This is a genomic window from Actinophytocola sp. NPDC049390 (assembly GCF_044466355.1).
GTDB lineage: Bacteria > Actinomycetota > Actinomycetes > Mycobacteriales > Pseudonocardiaceae > Actinophytocola.
In genome coordinates, this window is record NZ_JBITMQ010000007.1 from 62,486 (window position 1) to 76,101 (window position 13,616).

A 13,616-nucleotide genomic window follows, 5' to 3' on the forward strand; every position below is an offset into this window, starting at 1 on the left:
CTCAGTCTTCTCCCCATCTACGGACGAGGTCCGTCTCGATGTCGAAGTAGTCCAGCACCCGTCCAATGGTGTGGTCGATGATGTCGTCGAGCGACTCGGGTCGCGTGTAGAACGCGGGTACCGGCGGCATGATCAGCGCACCGTCCTCGGCCGCCGCCTGCATCGCCTTGAGGTGCGCGATCCGCAGCGGGGTCTCGCGGCACATCAGGACCACCTTGCGGCGTTCCTTCAACGCGACGTCGACGGCGCGGGTGAGCAGGCTGGTGGTGTTGCCGTACGCGATCTCCGACAGCGAGCGGATCGAGCACGGCGCGACGACCATGCCCAGGGTCCGGAAGGAGCCGGACGAGATGGCGGCGCCGATGTCGTCGCTGGGGTAGTACACGTCCGCCAGCGAGCGCACGTCCTCGAGCTTGAGGTTCGTCTCCTCGAAGATGGTCCGCTTGCCGCTGCGGCTGATCACCAGGTGCGTCTCGACGTCGACCTTCCGCAGCGCCTCCAGCAGCCGGATCCCGTAGACCGAACCGGACGCGCCGGAGATGCCGACGACCATGCGTCTCGAGGATATGGACATGGCTTACTCCGCTGCTGCTTCTACCGGCACCGCTCTTTCGGGCTCTTCGACCTGGTCGTGCTCGCCCGCGGTGCCGTAACGCAGGAGGCGTGCGACCTCACCGCGCAGGTGGACGAACTCGTCGGTCTCCTTGGTCGTGATCTGGTCGCGTTCGGTGCCGAGCGGCACGGGCAACGTGGACACGACGGTGCTCGGCGCCTTGGACAGCACCAGCACCCGGTCGGACAGGTAGACGCTCTCGTCGATGTCGTGCGTGACCAGCAGGACCGTGGTGTCGTACTCGCGGCGCACCCGCAGCAGCAGGTCCTCGAGCTCGGCCCTGGTCTGGGCGTCCACGGACGCGAACGGCTCGTCCATCATGAGCAGCGCCGGCTGGCAGACCAGCGCACGGGCGATCGCCACGCGCTGCTGCATGCCGCCCGACAGCTGCCAGGGGTACTTCTCGACCGCGTCGGCGAGGCCCACCCAGCCCAGGGCCTCGTCGACGACCTCGGCGCGCTTCTTGCGCGGCATGCCCATGGCCTTCAGCGGGAACGCCACGTTGCCGCGCACGGTGAGCCACGGGAACAGCGACTTGCTGTACTCCTGGAACACGAACGCCAGCTCCTGCGGCACGCCGTCGATGGCCTCGCCCTTGAACCGCGACTCGCCCTCGGTGGGCGCGAGCAGGCCGGACACGGCCCGCAGGAGGGTCGACTTCCCGCAGCCCGACGGCCCGACGATGCAGACGATCTCGCCCTTCTCGACGGAGAAGGTGATGCTGCCGAGCGCGGTGTGTGCCTTCGCGCCCGATCCGTACGTGTGGCTGATGCCGGTCACGTCCAGCATGGACGGTCTACCTCCCGGTGAGACTCTTCGATCTGGTGTGCCAGCCGATCACCCGGTTCTGCACGGCGAGCAGCAGTACATTCAGGACATACCCGAGTATGCCAAGCAGAACGATCGCGGCCCACATCTCGTCGTACGTGAAGTCGCGTTGATCGCCGATCATCTGGTATCCGATGCCGTTGGTCGAGCCGACCAGCTCCGAGATGACCATCAGGATCAGGGCGAGCGACAGGCTCACCCGTAGGCCGGCGAAGATCTTCGGCAACGCTGCCGGGAGCACCACGGTGGCGAGGAAACGGGGCTTCGACAGCCGCATGCTCCTGGTCGTCTCGACAACCGTCTCGTCCAGCGTATGCGCACCGTCAATGGTGTTGAGCAGCACCGGCCAGATCACGCCGAAGATGATCGTGGCGAGCTGCATGGGGGTGCCGATGGGGAACAGCACCAGGAACACCGGCAGCAGTGCCGGTGGTGGGATCGACCGCAGGAACGAGATGGTCGGCGAGAAGTAGTCGTGCAGCTTGTCCGACCGGCCAAGCACGAGGCCGAGCACGATGCCGACGATCCCGGCCGCCGCCCAGCCGCCGAGCAGGCGCAACAGGCTGGGCACGATGTCGCCGAACACCGCTTCGGACAGCCACAGCTGCGACGCGGGGCCGCTGAGCCACAGGTCGACCATGGTCTCGCCGATGGTCACGGGCGGCGGGAAGAACGGGTCCTCCGCGAGCACGGTGGCGACCTGCCACGCGGCGACGAAGCCGGCGAACACGACCCACTTGCCCAGCGCCCCGAACGCCCGGCGGCGTCGGCCGGTGCTCTTGCGCGTGACCTTCTTGTCCGTGGTTTCAGCTGTGAGGGTCATCGTGCGCGGTCCCCGTCCGACCAGTTGACCCAGCGGCGCTGGACCCACTCGAAGATCATGTTGATCACGAAACCGATCACGCCGGCGACGAAGGTGCCCGCGATCGCGAGATCCATCTGGGCGCCACCCGTGCCGGTCTCGGTGATGAAGCTGCCGAGGCCGCCCGCACTGCCCGCGAGCACCTCGGTGCTCACCACGAGGATCAGCGCGATGCCTGCCGAGATCCGTACGCCGGTGAGCACGAACGGCGTGATGGCAGGCAGCTTGACCTGCGTCAACATCTGCCGCCGCGTCAGGTTGAACGCCTTCGCCGTGTTGATCTGCACCGGGTCGATGTCACCTATCGCGTGCACGGTGTTGAACAGGATCGGCCACACCGCGCCGAACACGGCCAGCGCGATCTTCGCGTCCTCCGAGTCACCGAGCGCGATCAGTGCCAGTGGGATCAGCGCCACGGACGGAATCGGCCGCAGGAACTCGACGATCGCGCTGGTGGCGGAGCCGATGACTGGCACGCTCCCGAACAGCATGCCGAGCGGGACCGCGATGAGCGTCGCGATGACGATCGACACGGCCCAGCTCGAGACCGTCTCGACCACGTCGACGGAGAACTCGTAGTCGTTGAACATCTCGACCAGCCGGGCACCGATCACCGACGGTGGTGGGAGCTGGTTGGGGTCCACCAAGCCGGAACGGCCGACGAGCTCGCAGAACGCGAGCACGCCGACCGTTCCGAGGATGTTTCTGACCAGGCGTGACATTCGGATCGGTTACTAACCGTTCTCGGACGGCATCGTCACGACCAGCGGCTCGACGTCGAGCTTCTTGTCCAGCATGTCGTACGTCACCAGCAGGTCGGCGACGCGCTGAACGCGCTTCGGGTCGATCGTGGTCGGGAACTGGCCGATCTTGACGATCGCCGCGGTCTCCGGGTCCATCTTCGCGAACTTCGGCAGCGCCTCTTCGACGTTCTTGCGGTCGGCGGCCAGCTGCTGGCCCTTGAGCAGCGCACGCTGGAACGCGGCGATGGTGTTCGGGTTCTGCTCGGCGAACTCCCTCTTCGTGGCGAAGCCGGACAGCGGGAAGTTCTCGGTCGGGCCCGCGCCAGTCATGTCGAACACGATCTTCGCGCCGATCTCCTTCTGCGCGGCCGTCACGAACGGGTCGATCGTCGCCGCGGCGTCGATCTGGCCGTTCTTGATCGCGGCCGCCATGTTCGGGAACGGCATCTCGACCAGGTTGTCCTTGATCTTGTTGAAGTCCACGTCGTTCGCGTCGAGCACGGCGCGGAGCAGCAGCTCGTTGATGTTGCCCTTCGCGTTGACCGCGATCTTCTTGCCTTCGAGGTCCTTCGGGCTGTCGATCTGAGAGTCCTTGCCCGCGATGACGGAGAAGTTGCTGTTCGGTGTCGACAGGTACGACTCGCCGATGAACTTCATGTCGACGTTGCCGGCGGCCTGGGCCTTGATGAAGGAGACCCAGTTGCCGAAGGTGATGTCGAACTCGCCGGAGACCAGCGACGGGATCGCGAGCGCGCCACTCTGGATGGTGATGGGCTCGACCTCGAGCCCCTCGTCGGCGAAGGCGTCGTTGAGCAGTGCGAGCTGAGCACCCGCACAGTCGATGCCGATCATGACACCGACCTTGAGGGTGGTCTTCTCCAGTGGCCCGGAGGCCGCGGCCGCGTTGTCGCCGGAGCCCTCTGCCTCATCGGAACCACCGAAGAGGCCACAGCCCGCCGTGAGGGAGGCCGCGAGGAGGGTCGCCAACAGTCCGACCGCGCGGACGGACCCGCGCCTGGTCCGACCGACTCTGCCTGGACGATTCATTGTCTTGCCGTCTCCTGCCTTGAATTTGTGCGGCGATCGAGCGTTGGGAAATGTCCCTCGTCCACGGGCTGCCCCTGCACCGTGTTAAAGGGCGACCTGTTGTATACCCGCAGGGAGGTATAGCCACCCGTTCGGGTACTGTCAACAACTTGTGATCACAAAGAGTGACTACTTGGTCGCTGCGGCTCGGTAGTCTAGGAGCGGTGGCGAACATCTGGTGTGAGTGTGTCGTCTGCCACTTTGCAAGCGTCAAGAGTTTTGACTGGTCCAGTCCACCCAGGGCCAGGTGGCTGATCTTGGGTGAGGCCGGCACGCGGAACGGCACGAAAGCGCCTACCTGCAGGTTCGTTGTACGTCTGAGCAGTGGTCCGGAGCGAGGGGTTGTCGGGGCCCACCGCGCGGTGCTGAACGGTCGCCCGTGGTCCGTTCTGTGCGTCCGTGGTGGTACTCGTCCCCTTGACCGGTGCTGCCTATACGGGAAAGCTGTGCGCCGCAGTGTCAGCCACACGGGTGAGATTGCTACAGAAGTGTGCGATTGACTGACGGCGTCTTGGGAGTGTGTCCGGAGTGGCCAGGGACAGTGCGTTGGGCGGTGACAGTACGACCGACAGCGCCGTACGGCGAGCCAACGCAGCAATTCGCGCCGAGCAGGCGTCAGGTCGGCCGGGCAAGCGCAGGCGGTTCCGCCTGAGTGAGTGGCGGTTGCCCACGAAGCTGATGGTCGTGCTGCTGGTGCCGACGCTCGCGGCGCTCGCGTTCGCGGGTCTGCGGGTGTACACGCAGATCAAGCAGGCGAACGACCTCGACTACCTGCTTCAGCAGGTCGAGCTGCACTCGAAGGTCTACGTGGCGGCCGACCAGATCCAGAAGGAAGGTCAGGTCGTCGCCCGGTTCGCCGCGGCGGGCCAGGCGGGCGACCGGGCGCCCATCGACGCCCAGCAGCAGGCGACCGACGACGCGGTCGCCGACGTGCGCGACGCGGCCGAGGCCTTCTACGGCGAGTCCGAGCCGAACGTCCGCACCGAGTACGAGAAGATCTTCTTCCGGCTCGACAGCCTCCAGCCGCTGCGGGACGTGGCGACCTCGTCGGAGTTCGACGGCATCGCCGTCGCCTCCATCTATGCCGACATCGTGTCCAACATCCTGCAGGTCGGCCAGCTCGCCCGCTCCGACGTCGGTGGCGGCCAGCTGACCCCGCGCCTGAACGCGCTGAACGCGATCGCGACCGCCAAGGCGCAGATCGCCCAGCAGATCTCCTACCTCGCGGTCGCCGCCCAGCAGAACACGATCCAGACCAACGACCTGAACGAGATCCAGGCGGCCGTCGCCAGGCACGACTCGGCGCTCGCGACGTTCAACAACATCGCGACGTCCGCCGAGCTGCAGCGCCTGAACGACACGCTGGTGGGCCCGGCGGTCGACCAGCTGAAGCAGAACCGCCAGCAGATCCTCGTCCGCGGTGAGAACGGCCAGAGCCTCGGTGCCGACCCGAACACGGTCGTGCAGGCAGGCACGAGCACGCTCGGCCTGTACCGCACGATCGAGCTCGGCGAGCTGTCCGACCTGCGGGACTCGATCTCGACCCTGCGCAACGACCAGCAGGAGGCCACCCTCCGCGACGCGGCGATCGTCCTCGCGTTCCTGCTCCTCGCGGTCCTCCTGGCGCTGCTGGTGGCGCGGTCACTGCTCAAGCCGCTGCGCGTGCTGCGGTCCAACGCACTCGACGTCGCGTACTCGCGACTGCCGCAGACCGTCCGCCGGATCCTCGCCGACCCGGACCCGGTCGCCGCCTCCAAGAACGCCGTCGAGCCCGTGCCCGTGTTCACCAGGGAGGAGACGGGTCAGCTCGCCCGCTCCTTCGACGCGGTGCAGGAGCAGGCGGTCCTGATGGCGACCGAGCAGGCACTCCTCCGCGACAACATCAACTCGATCTTCGTCAACCTGTCGCGTCGGTCGCAGGCACTGGTCGAACGCCAGCTGGCGCTGATCGACCGGTTGGAGCAGGACGAGCAGGACCCGGACCAGTTGGCGTCGTTGTTCGAGCTGGACCACCTCGCGACCCGTATGCGGCGGAACTCGGAGTCCCTGCTGGTGCTCTCCGGCACCGGCCTGTCGCGGCAGCTGTCGCGGCCGGTGCCCGCCTCCGACGTGGTCGGCGCGGCCGTGTCCGAGGTCGAGCACTACGCCCGCATCGAGGTGGCCTCGGCACCGGACGTCGCCGTCCAGGGCCGCGCGGTCTCCGACCTCGTGCACGTCATCGCGGAACTTCTGGACAACGCCACCTTCTTCTCGCCGGCCGACAAGAAGGTCATCGTCCGGCTGGCCATGACCCGCAAGAAGGAACTCGCCATCCAGATCACCGACCAGGGCGTCGGCATGTCGGACGACGAGATCGCGGCCACCAACGCCCGTCTCGCCGACCCGCCGGACCTCGACGTCGCGGTGACCCGGCGAATGGGTCTGTACGTGGTCGCGCGCCTGGCCAAGCGACACAACGTCACCGTGCGGCTGCGGGACAACGAGGACATCGAGGGCGGCCTGATCGCCCGCATCAACGTCCCGGCCGACCTGGTGCAGCCGATCGGCGCCGCGCCGAGGTCCATGGCCGCGCCGTCCACCACCGGCTCGCTGGCCGCCATCGCCGAGCAGACCAGCACGGAGGCCCAGCTAAACCCGCCGACCAACGCCCCGACCCGCAACAGCGGCATCGCGGGCGCGTTCACCGGCGGCATGCCCCGGATCCGCCCAGAGGGGGCACAGGTCCCCGGTGACACGACGCAGGACCGCACACCGGCCGAGCTGTCGAGCTACCCGCCGTTCGACCCCGGGCTCGAGGGCGGCGCCGAGGCCACGGCCAACGGCATGCCGGCCGCGGAGCCGCACGCGCCGCAGAACGGCCGCCACGACATCGAGGACACCGGGACGGCTCTCTTCGGCGACCCGCTGCCGGAGCCCCCGACCGACGAGCCGACGGTCTACCAGCCGTACGTGGGCGGCGGCACGTCGCCGACCGAGGCGGAGCTGAACGTCGACGCGCCGACCGAGCGCCTGCCCATCTACGAGGCCGTCCTGTCGCAGTGGTTCGAGGCCGCCGACACCGGGTCCGCCCCGCCGCGAGAGCCCGAACCGGGCGCCGACACCGTCGTGAACGGCAACGGGCACAATGGGAGCGTCAACGGCAACGGTCATGCGCAGCGTGAGGCCGAGCCCGTCGAACCCACCCCGTGGACCTCGCCGGGTGACGACGGCTGGCTCGCCGCGCAGGCTCTGCTCGAGGACAAGGCTCCGGACACCACCACCAACGCCGGCCTGCCCAAGCGGGTGCCGAAGGCGCACCTGGTGCCCGGATCGGCCGCGCCGAGGCACGAGGCGAAGGAGACGACCGGGCCGCAGCACCCCACGGCGCCGCCCCTTCCACCACGTTCCGCTGACGCCGTGAGGGGCCGCATGTCAAGCTTCCAACAGGGCGTAAGGCGGGGGCGCCACGCGCTCATCGAGGCATACGCTGGTGACCAATCCGGTTCGGAGCAGAGCCGTCAAGACGAGGAGCAGGAGTGACGACCGCGTCCGCACAGCAGCCCGGCAGCTTCGGGTGGCTTATCACAGATTTCGTCCGTCAGGTTCCTGGCGTGGCGCACGCCGTGGTCGTGTCAGCAGACGGCCTGTTGCTGGCCGGGTCCCAGGGACTGCCACGTGACCGCGCCGAACAGCTGTCCGCCGTCTCGTCCGGCCTGGTCAGCCTCACGCAGGGCGCCGCGAGGTGCTTCGAGGCGGGTGGCGTCAACCAGACCGTGGTCGAGATGGACCGCGGGTACCTGTTCCTGATGTCGATCTCCGACGGTTCGTGTCTCTCCGTGCTGGCGGCGCCGAACTGCGACATCGGGCTGGTGGCGTACGAGATGACGTTGCTGGTCGAGAGGGTCGGCCAGCAGATGACCCCGGAGCTGCGAGCACAGCTTCAGGGCGCTCAGCGCAGGTAACGGGGAGTAGACATGCCGGAGAAAGGGTGGGAGGACCTCCCCGAGCACGACGTCGGCGAAGCGCCCAACAGGTTCGACGTCGACGGCTTCCGGGCCAGGCTTTTCGGTGGCCCGGGGGCGACGCTGTACGGGGACTCCGGGATTCCGGCGCAGTCGACATGGGACAGCAAGGAGATTCCCACGGTCGGCCGGGACGGGGTCTCCGACAGCGGGGTTCGCCACAGCGGTGCGCACAACAACGTCTACAACAGCGGTGTGCACAACAGCGGGGCGTGGGGTGCCGAGGAACTCCTCGGCGGCGACGCGAGGGGCGCCGGTGGCTCCGCGTCGCACGAGACCGGTTCACTGGTTCGTCCGTACACCAGGACGGGCGGCCGGACCCGGTCCGATTATGATCTTGCGATCGAGGCGCTGGTGTCGACCAGCGAGCGGGGGAAGTCGCCGGACGCGGCGGTGCTGCCGGAGCACAGGTCCATCTGTGGCCTGTGCCTGGACACCAGGTCCGTCGCGGAGGTGGCCGCCCACCTGCGGCTCCCGCTCGGCGTCGCCAGAGTGCTGATTGGAGACATGGCCGGTATGGGACTGGTCCTGATCCATCAGAGCGGCATGGTCGTCGGCGACCGGCCGTCGATCGAATTCATGGAAAGGGTGCTCAGTGGTCTCCGCAGGCTCTAGTCCCCTCGGCCAGCGTGGCGGGTCCGCACCGCAGCCGACGACTTCGGCGAAGATCGTGGTCGCTGGTGGTTTCGGGGTGGGTAAGACGACTTTGGTCGGTTCGGTGTCGGAGATTGTTCCGTTGACGACTGAGGCCGTGATGACCGAGGCCAGCGTGGACGTGGATGACCTGTCGAACACCCCGAACAAGGTCACTACCACGGTTGCGATGGATTTTGGTCGTGTGTCGTTGGACAGCGATCTGATTTTGTATTTGTTTGGTACGCCGGGTCAGCATCGGTTCTGGTTCATGTGGGATGACCTGGTCCGGGGTGCTATTGGTGCGGTGGTGTTGGTGGATACCCGTCGTCTGGCCGATGCGTTCGCGTCGATCGATTTCTTCGAGGACCGCGGGTTGCCCTACATCGTGGCCCTGAACTGTTTCGACCGGGTGCTCCACCACCGGATCGATGATGTGCGGGACGCGTTGACGATCGAGCAGACGGTGCCGATCGTGACGTGTGACGCCCGGGATCGGGAGTCCACGAAGGAAACCCTCATCACGCTGGTCGAACACGCCATGCACCAGCGGATGAGCGCCCGCGCGGGCTGACAGGACACGTAGCGAGTCTCGCTCTCGGCACACGGGAGCGAGACTTGTCAGTTTCAGGCCCCGCTACTCATTCGCCATGGGCCCGGCGCGCGTAGTACGCCATCGACCGTGTCGCCTCGTGCGCCGTCGCCAGGTCGCCGCGAGCCAGAGCGCGCAGCGCGTCCGCAGCGCGGCTCACACCCATCAACGCGTCCAGCATCCGCTCGTGCTCGTCGTCGGTGCGGGTGAGATCCAAGCGGGACAGCAGGGCGCGCACACCGCCGTCGATGGTGTCCGCCCGCGCCAACAGGTCCGTTGCCATGACGGGACGGTGCACCCGTCTGCTCGAACCCCGCTCGAGACCGGCTCAGCTCTCCACGAGCGACGCCGAGGTGATCCGGTGCAACGGGTACTGCCGCACCGCCCCGTGGGTCACGTCCCGCCCCTCGAGCACCCCGCCTCCGACGCGGAACGGGTCCACCACCCGCTGGCTCGCCACGCCGCGCGAGTCGACGAACCCGATCCACACCTGGCTGTTCTGCTCGATGGCCTCCCGCAGCAGCGCCAGTGTCGCGGCCGTGTCCGTCGCCCCCGTGCCCGCCGTGAGCGACACCGTCCGCCCGCGCTTGGTGCCCGCGGCCATGTCCCCGGAGCGCAGCTGCTCGACCATCGCCTGCAACCGTTCCGGCGAAGCCGGTGCCATGGCGCCGGGACGTCGTGACCTGGCCGGTGCGGGCAGCCGCAGTCCCGACGGCCGCAGGTCCAGCACCTGACCGTGCGCGTCCTCGGCCGCGGGCGCGAAGCCCGCTCCGCGCAGCTCCTCCAGCACGTCCGCCAGCGGCACCGGGCTGACCAGTACGGTCGGCGCGATCTTCCGCAGCTCCAGCCGGGCCGCGGCCGGGTGTGCGGAGACCTCGGCCAGCAGCACCGGGTCGTCGCAGCGCAGGAACGACGCGGCGGTGCCACCACGCAACCGGCCGTGCCGCCGCGCCACGTCGTCGATGAGGTAGGTCAGCGACTGCGGCACCGGCGTCCGCGACCGCGTGCCGAACAGTTCGTGCAGCTCCTCGGCCGTCCGCCCGGCGTCGAGGGCCCGCCGCACCGACGACTCCGTTACCCGGTACACCGTCGCGCTGCCCGCCGACTCGACGTCCGCCACCTGCCCGATGTCGACCGCCAGCGCGGGTTCCAGTGGTCCGGGCGCGACGACCGTCAGGTCGGCCTGCACCAGGACGTGGTCCAGCGGTTCCGGCATCGAGTCGGCCATCCGCTTCGCGGCCGCGGCCGGACCGTCGTCCAGCAGCGCCCGCCCGGCACCGGTCAGCGCGCCGAGCGCCACCAGCCCCATCGTGGTGGCCTCGGAGAGCGTCCACCGCACGATCTCGTCCCGCAGCCGCCCACCGCGCCGCGGCGCTCGCCACGCCAGCACGGCGGCGAGGTCGTCCGGTGCCGCGACGCCCGTTCCCGCCCGGAACTCGGCGAGCGCCGACAGAATCCGGCGGCGCTCCGCGGGCGCGGGCGGGCGCCGCAGGTCGTCGGACAGCGGTGCCAGCACCTTGTCCTTCGCGTCCCGCATGCCGGCGAGGCCCGGCAGCCGGGGCATGTCCAGCCACGCCGCGGCGAGCGTCGCCCACTGGTTCGCCGGGGTGGCGGTCAGCCACGGGTCGACCACCGTGGTCGGCATCCACTCCGGTGTCGTCGCCGACGCGCTGTCGGCGACCATGCCCGCCGCGAAGAGCACCTCCGCGATCAGCCCGACGCCCCGCTCGTCGGTGTCCAGCTCGCGGGCGAGCTTGCGCAGGTCCCGCACGCCGAGCCCGCCCGCCTTCAGCACCCCGGCCGGTTCGGCCGACCACAGGCGGACCAGCATCTCCGTGCGGCGCAGGAACTCCAGGGCCTCACCGGCGGCCGTGGCGTCCACAGTGGACGACTGGTGCTGTTTGGTGGCGGGCGCCGGTTCGTCCAGCTTCACGGTCCCGAGCGGGCTGTCGCCGCGGATGACGAGCGCCACCTGCCTCGGCAGCTCGACGGTCTCGGCGTCGCGCCGCAGCAGGAGCCCCATGGCCAGCAGCCGCTGCACCGGGGTGGTGGCCTCGTCGAGCGGCACCTCCACGCCCGCGTCCTTCGTACGGCCCAGCGGCGAGCCGTGCGCGAGCGTGGTCAGCAGCCGCCGCTCCGCCTCCGGCAGCTCCGCGAGCATGCCCGCGATGTTCACCCCGTCCAGCGGGGGCGACGGCCTGCCCAGGCCCGCGGGGAACAGCCCACCCGCCTCCCGTGCGGCGGGTGCCACCGACAGTTCGTCCGTGCCCCACGCCAGCGCGAGCCGCACCAGCGTGTCCAGCGCCTCCCGGACGCGCAGCGGGTCCACGTCCCGCCCGACGATCTCCCGGACCCGCTCCTCGGTCACCGGCGCCTTGTCCGCGTCCGCCACCACCAGGGCGTCCAGCACGGCGAGCGTGAAGGTGTCGAGTCCTTCGGCGGCCCTGGTCACCGAGGCCCTGGTCGCGGCCCGCGCCGCCAGGACCACGGAATCCGGCGGCGGGGGAGTGGCCAGGTCGGGGCGCGCGGACAGGAGGGCGGCCAGCGTGGCGTCGTCCTGGGCACGCAGCCAGTCGTTGAGCGTGAGACCGGGCACCGGACCACGGTATACGCGACGGATGGTGGACCGCGCTCCGGTAATCTCTGGACACCCGAGCTGAAGGAGGACGCGTGGCCAAGAAGGGCGCCAACGACCACCGCATCGACCCGCACTGGCCTGCGGACGACGACCACGGCAACCACCCCGTGAGCGAGCTCGCCGCGGACCGCCAGGGCGCGCTGGCTCCGTGGGGTGACCTGGTCTTCCCGCTCGATTCGGTGCCGTACACACACCCGCAGACCGAGATCAACAAGTAGGTCCCCGACATGCCGGTTCCAGGTCCTGGCTACTCCATCACCGTCCGCGTCGAGGCACCGCCGTCGGCGAGTGCCGCGGGCGACCTGACCGGCGCGGCCGGCCGGGCCGGCGCGGTGATCACCGCGTTCGACGTCGTCGAGTCCCACTCGGACCGCATCGTCGTCGACATCACCGCGAACGCACACTCGTCCGACCACGCCGAGGAGATCACCGCCGCGCTCGAGGAGCTGCCCGGTGTCTCCGTCCGCAAGGTGTCGGACCGGACCTTCCTCATCCACCTCGGCGGCAAGATCGAGATCGCGTCGAAGGTCCAGCTTCGCAACCGCGACGACCTGTCCCGCGCGTACACGCCGGGCGTGGCCCGGATCAGCCAGGCCATCGCGAAGAACCCGGCCGACGCCCGCCGCCTGACCATCAAGCGGAACACGGTCGCGGTCGTCACCGACGGTTCCGCGGTCCTCGGTCTCGGCAACATCGGCCCGTCCGCCGCGCTTCCGGTGATGGAGGGCAAGGCGGCGCTGTTCAAGAAGTTCGCCGGCGTCGACGCGTGGCCGATCTGCCTGGACACCCAGGACACCGAGGAGATCATCCGCACGGTACAGCTGATCGCGCCCGTGTACGGCGGCATCAACCTCGAGGACATCGCCGCGCCGCGCTGCTTCGAGATCGAGGCCCGGCTGCGTGAGCTGCTCGACATCCCCGTCTTCCACGACGACCAGCACGGCACCGCGATCGTGGTGGTTGGCGCGCTGCGCAACGCGCTGCGGGTGGTCGGCAAGGACATGGCGGACGCCAAGATCGTGGTGTGCGGCGCGGGTGCCGCGGGCTCGGCGATCATCCGGCTGCTGCTGCAGAAGGGCCCGCGCGACATCATCGCGGTCGACGTGAACGGCATCGTCCACCCGGACCGTGGCGACCTCGACCCGAACCTGACGTGGCTCGCCCAGAACACCAACCGCGACCTGGTGACCGGCAAGCTGACCGACGCGCTGGCCGACGCGGACGTGTTCATCGGCGTGTCCGCGCCGAACCTGTTCGGCGCCGAGGCGGTCGCCACCATGGCCAAGGACGCGATCGTGTTCGCGCTGGCCAACCCCGACCCGGAGATCGACCCGCTCGAGGCGCAGAAGCACGCCGCGGTGGTGGCGACGGGCCGCAGTGACTACCCGAACCAGATCAACAACGTCCTGGCGTTCCCCGGTGTGTTCCGCGGCCTGCTGGACGCCCAGGCCCGCGGCATCACCGACACGATGCTCCTGGCCGCGGCGGACGCCATCGCGGACGTGGTGGACGGCGACCGCCTGAACGCGTCGTTCATCGTGCCCAGCGTGTTCGACTCGGCGGTCGCCCCCGCGGTGGCCGAGGCCGTCGCCCGCGCCGCGGCTGGCTAGCATCGACTAT

General features: G+C 69.1%; 13 protein-coding genes. 6 read left to right on the forward strand and 7 right to left on the reverse strand.

Features of this window, described 5'->3' with window-relative positions:
• Nucleotide 1: 1 nt before the first annotated feature.
• From ACIBVP_RS20690 to ACIBVP_RS20710, 5 genes are read right to left on the reverse strand one after another with little or no spacing between them, the layout of a single operon-like run.
• On the reverse strand, nt 2-553 hold the full coding sequence (locus ACIBVP_RS20690; protein WP_396107804.1) for a UbiX family flavin prenyltransferase: 552 nt from the start codon (nt 551-553) through the stop codon (nt 2-4).
• 24 nt (nt 554-577) lie between these two features.
• Complete coding sequence (locus ACIBVP_RS20695; protein ID WP_396107805.1) at nt 578-1,402, reverse strand: ABC transporter ATP-binding protein; 825 nt, start codon at nt 1,400-1,402, stop codon at nt 578-580.
• A 7-nt stretch (nt 1,403-1,409) separates the two neighbouring features.
• The gene (locus tag ACIBVP_RS20700) at nt 1,410-2,264 is read right to left on the reverse strand and encodes an ABC transporter permease (protein ID WP_396107806.1); all 855 of its coding nucleotides are present in this window, start codon (nt 2,262-2,264) and stop codon (nt 1,410-1,412) included.
• Complete coding sequence (locus ACIBVP_RS20705; RefSeq protein WP_396107807.1) at nt 2,261-3,025, reverse strand: ABC transporter permease; 765 nt, start codon at nt 3,023-3,025, stop codon at nt 2,261-2,263. Before ACIBVP_RS20705 ends, ACIBVP_RS20700 begins: the two co-directional genes overlap by 4 nt.
• Before the next feature lie 12 nt (nt 3,026-3,037).
• Entirely contained in the window at nt 3,038-4,033 is a 996-nt protein-coding gene (locus tag ACIBVP_RS20710; protein WP_396107808.1) for an ABC transporter substrate-binding protein, read from the reverse strand.
• A gap of 762 nt (nt 4,034-4,795) precedes the next feature.
• On the opposite strand from ACIBVP_RS20710, the gene ACIBVP_RS20715 reads away from it, so the two are divergent.
• The 4 genes from ACIBVP_RS20715 to ACIBVP_RS20730 are packed head-to-tail and all read left to right on the forward strand — an operon-like array spanning nt 4,796 to nt 9,340.
• Nucleotides 4,796-7,651: a nitrate- and nitrite sensing domain-containing protein gene (locus ACIBVP_RS20715; protein ID WP_396107809.1), complete on the forward strand. Its 2,856-nt coding sequence runs from the start codon at nt 4,796-4,798 to the stop codon at nt 7,649-7,651.
• Nucleotides 7,648-8,073 carry a roadblock/LC7 domain-containing protein gene (locus tag ACIBVP_RS20720; RefSeq protein ID WP_324918553.1) on the forward strand — a complete coding sequence of 142 codons (426 nt, stop codon included), beginning with the start codon at nt 7,648-7,650 and terminating at the stop codon, nt 8,071-8,073. The genes ACIBVP_RS20715 and ACIBVP_RS20720 overlap by 4 nt, the downstream gene beginning before the upstream one ends.
• Nucleotides 8,074-8,085: 12 nt before the next feature.
• Nucleotides 8,086-8,748: a DUF742 domain-containing protein gene (locus tag ACIBVP_RS20725; RefSeq protein WP_396107810.1), complete on the forward strand. Its 663-nt coding sequence runs from the start codon at nt 8,086-8,088 to the stop codon at nt 8,746-8,748.
• The gene (locus tag ACIBVP_RS20730; protein ID WP_396107812.1) at nt 8,729-9,340 is read left to right on the forward strand and encodes a GTP-binding protein; all 612 of its coding nucleotides are present in this window, start codon (nt 8,729-8,731) and stop codon (nt 9,338-9,340) included. The genes ACIBVP_RS20725 and ACIBVP_RS20730 overlap by 20 nt, the downstream gene beginning before the upstream one ends.
• A gap of 67 nt (nt 9,341-9,407) precedes the next feature.
• Here ACIBVP_RS20730 and ACIBVP_RS20735 read toward each other — a convergent pair whose 3' ends face one another.
• Both ACIBVP_RS20735 and ACIBVP_RS20740 read right to left on the reverse strand, forming a co-directional pair.
• Nucleotides 9,408-9,641, reverse strand: coding sequence for a hypothetical protein (locus ACIBVP_RS20735; protein WP_396107813.1), 234 nt, complete (start codon nt 9,639-9,641; stop codon nt 9,408-9,410).
• 45 nt (nt 9,642-9,686) lie between these two features.
• The gene (locus ACIBVP_RS20740) at nt 9,687-11,954 is read right to left on the reverse strand and encodes a helicase-associated domain-containing protein (protein WP_396107814.1); all 2,268 of its coding nucleotides are present in this window, start codon (nt 11,952-11,954) and stop codon (nt 9,687-9,689) included.
• 74 nt (nt 11,955-12,028) lie between these two features.
• Between ACIBVP_RS20740 and ACIBVP_RS20745 the strand changes: the two genes are divergently transcribed.
• Nucleotides 12,029-12,214 (forward strand): hypothetical protein, encoded by a 186-nt coding sequence (locus ACIBVP_RS20745; RefSeq protein WP_396107815.1) that lies wholly within the window; start codon nt 12,029-12,031, stop codon nt 12,212-12,214.
• A gap of 9 nt (nt 12,215-12,223) precedes the next feature.
• Complete coding sequence (locus ACIBVP_RS20750; protein WP_396107816.1) at nt 12,224-13,606, forward strand: NAD-dependent malic enzyme; 1,383 nt, start codon at nt 12,224-12,226, stop codon at nt 13,604-13,606.
• The last annotated feature ends 10 nt before the right edge of the window (nt 13,607-13,616 follow it).

Coding starts and splice junctions, on each gene's coding strand:
- ACIBVP_RS20690 (WP_396107804.1), bottom strand. CDS start 553: ATGGTCGTCGGCATCTCCGGCGCGTCCGGTTCGGTCTACGGGATCCGG.
- ACIBVP_RS20695 (WP_396107805.1), bottom strand. CDS start 1,402: ATGCTGGACGTGACCGGCATCAGCCACACGTACGGATCGGGCGCGAAG.
- ACIBVP_RS20700 (WP_396107806.1), bottom strand. CDS start 2,264: ATGACCCTCACAGCTGAAACCACGGACAAGAAGGTCACGCGCAAGAGC.
- ACIBVP_RS20705 (WP_396107807.1), bottom strand. CDS start 3,025: ATGTCACGCCTGGTCAGAAACATCCTCGGAACGGTCGGCGTGCTCGCG.
- ACIBVP_RS20725 (WP_396107810.1), top strand. CDS start 8,086: ATGCCGGAGAAAGGGTGGGAGGACCTCCCCGAGCACGACGTCGGCGAA.
- ACIBVP_RS20735 (WP_396107813.1), bottom strand. CDS start 9,641: ATGGCAACGGACCTGTTGGCGCGGGCGGACACCATCGACGGCGGTGTG.
- ACIBVP_RS20750 (WP_396107816.1), top strand. CDS start 12,224: ATGCCGGTTCCAGGTCCTGGCTACTCCATCACCGTCCGCGTCGAGGCA.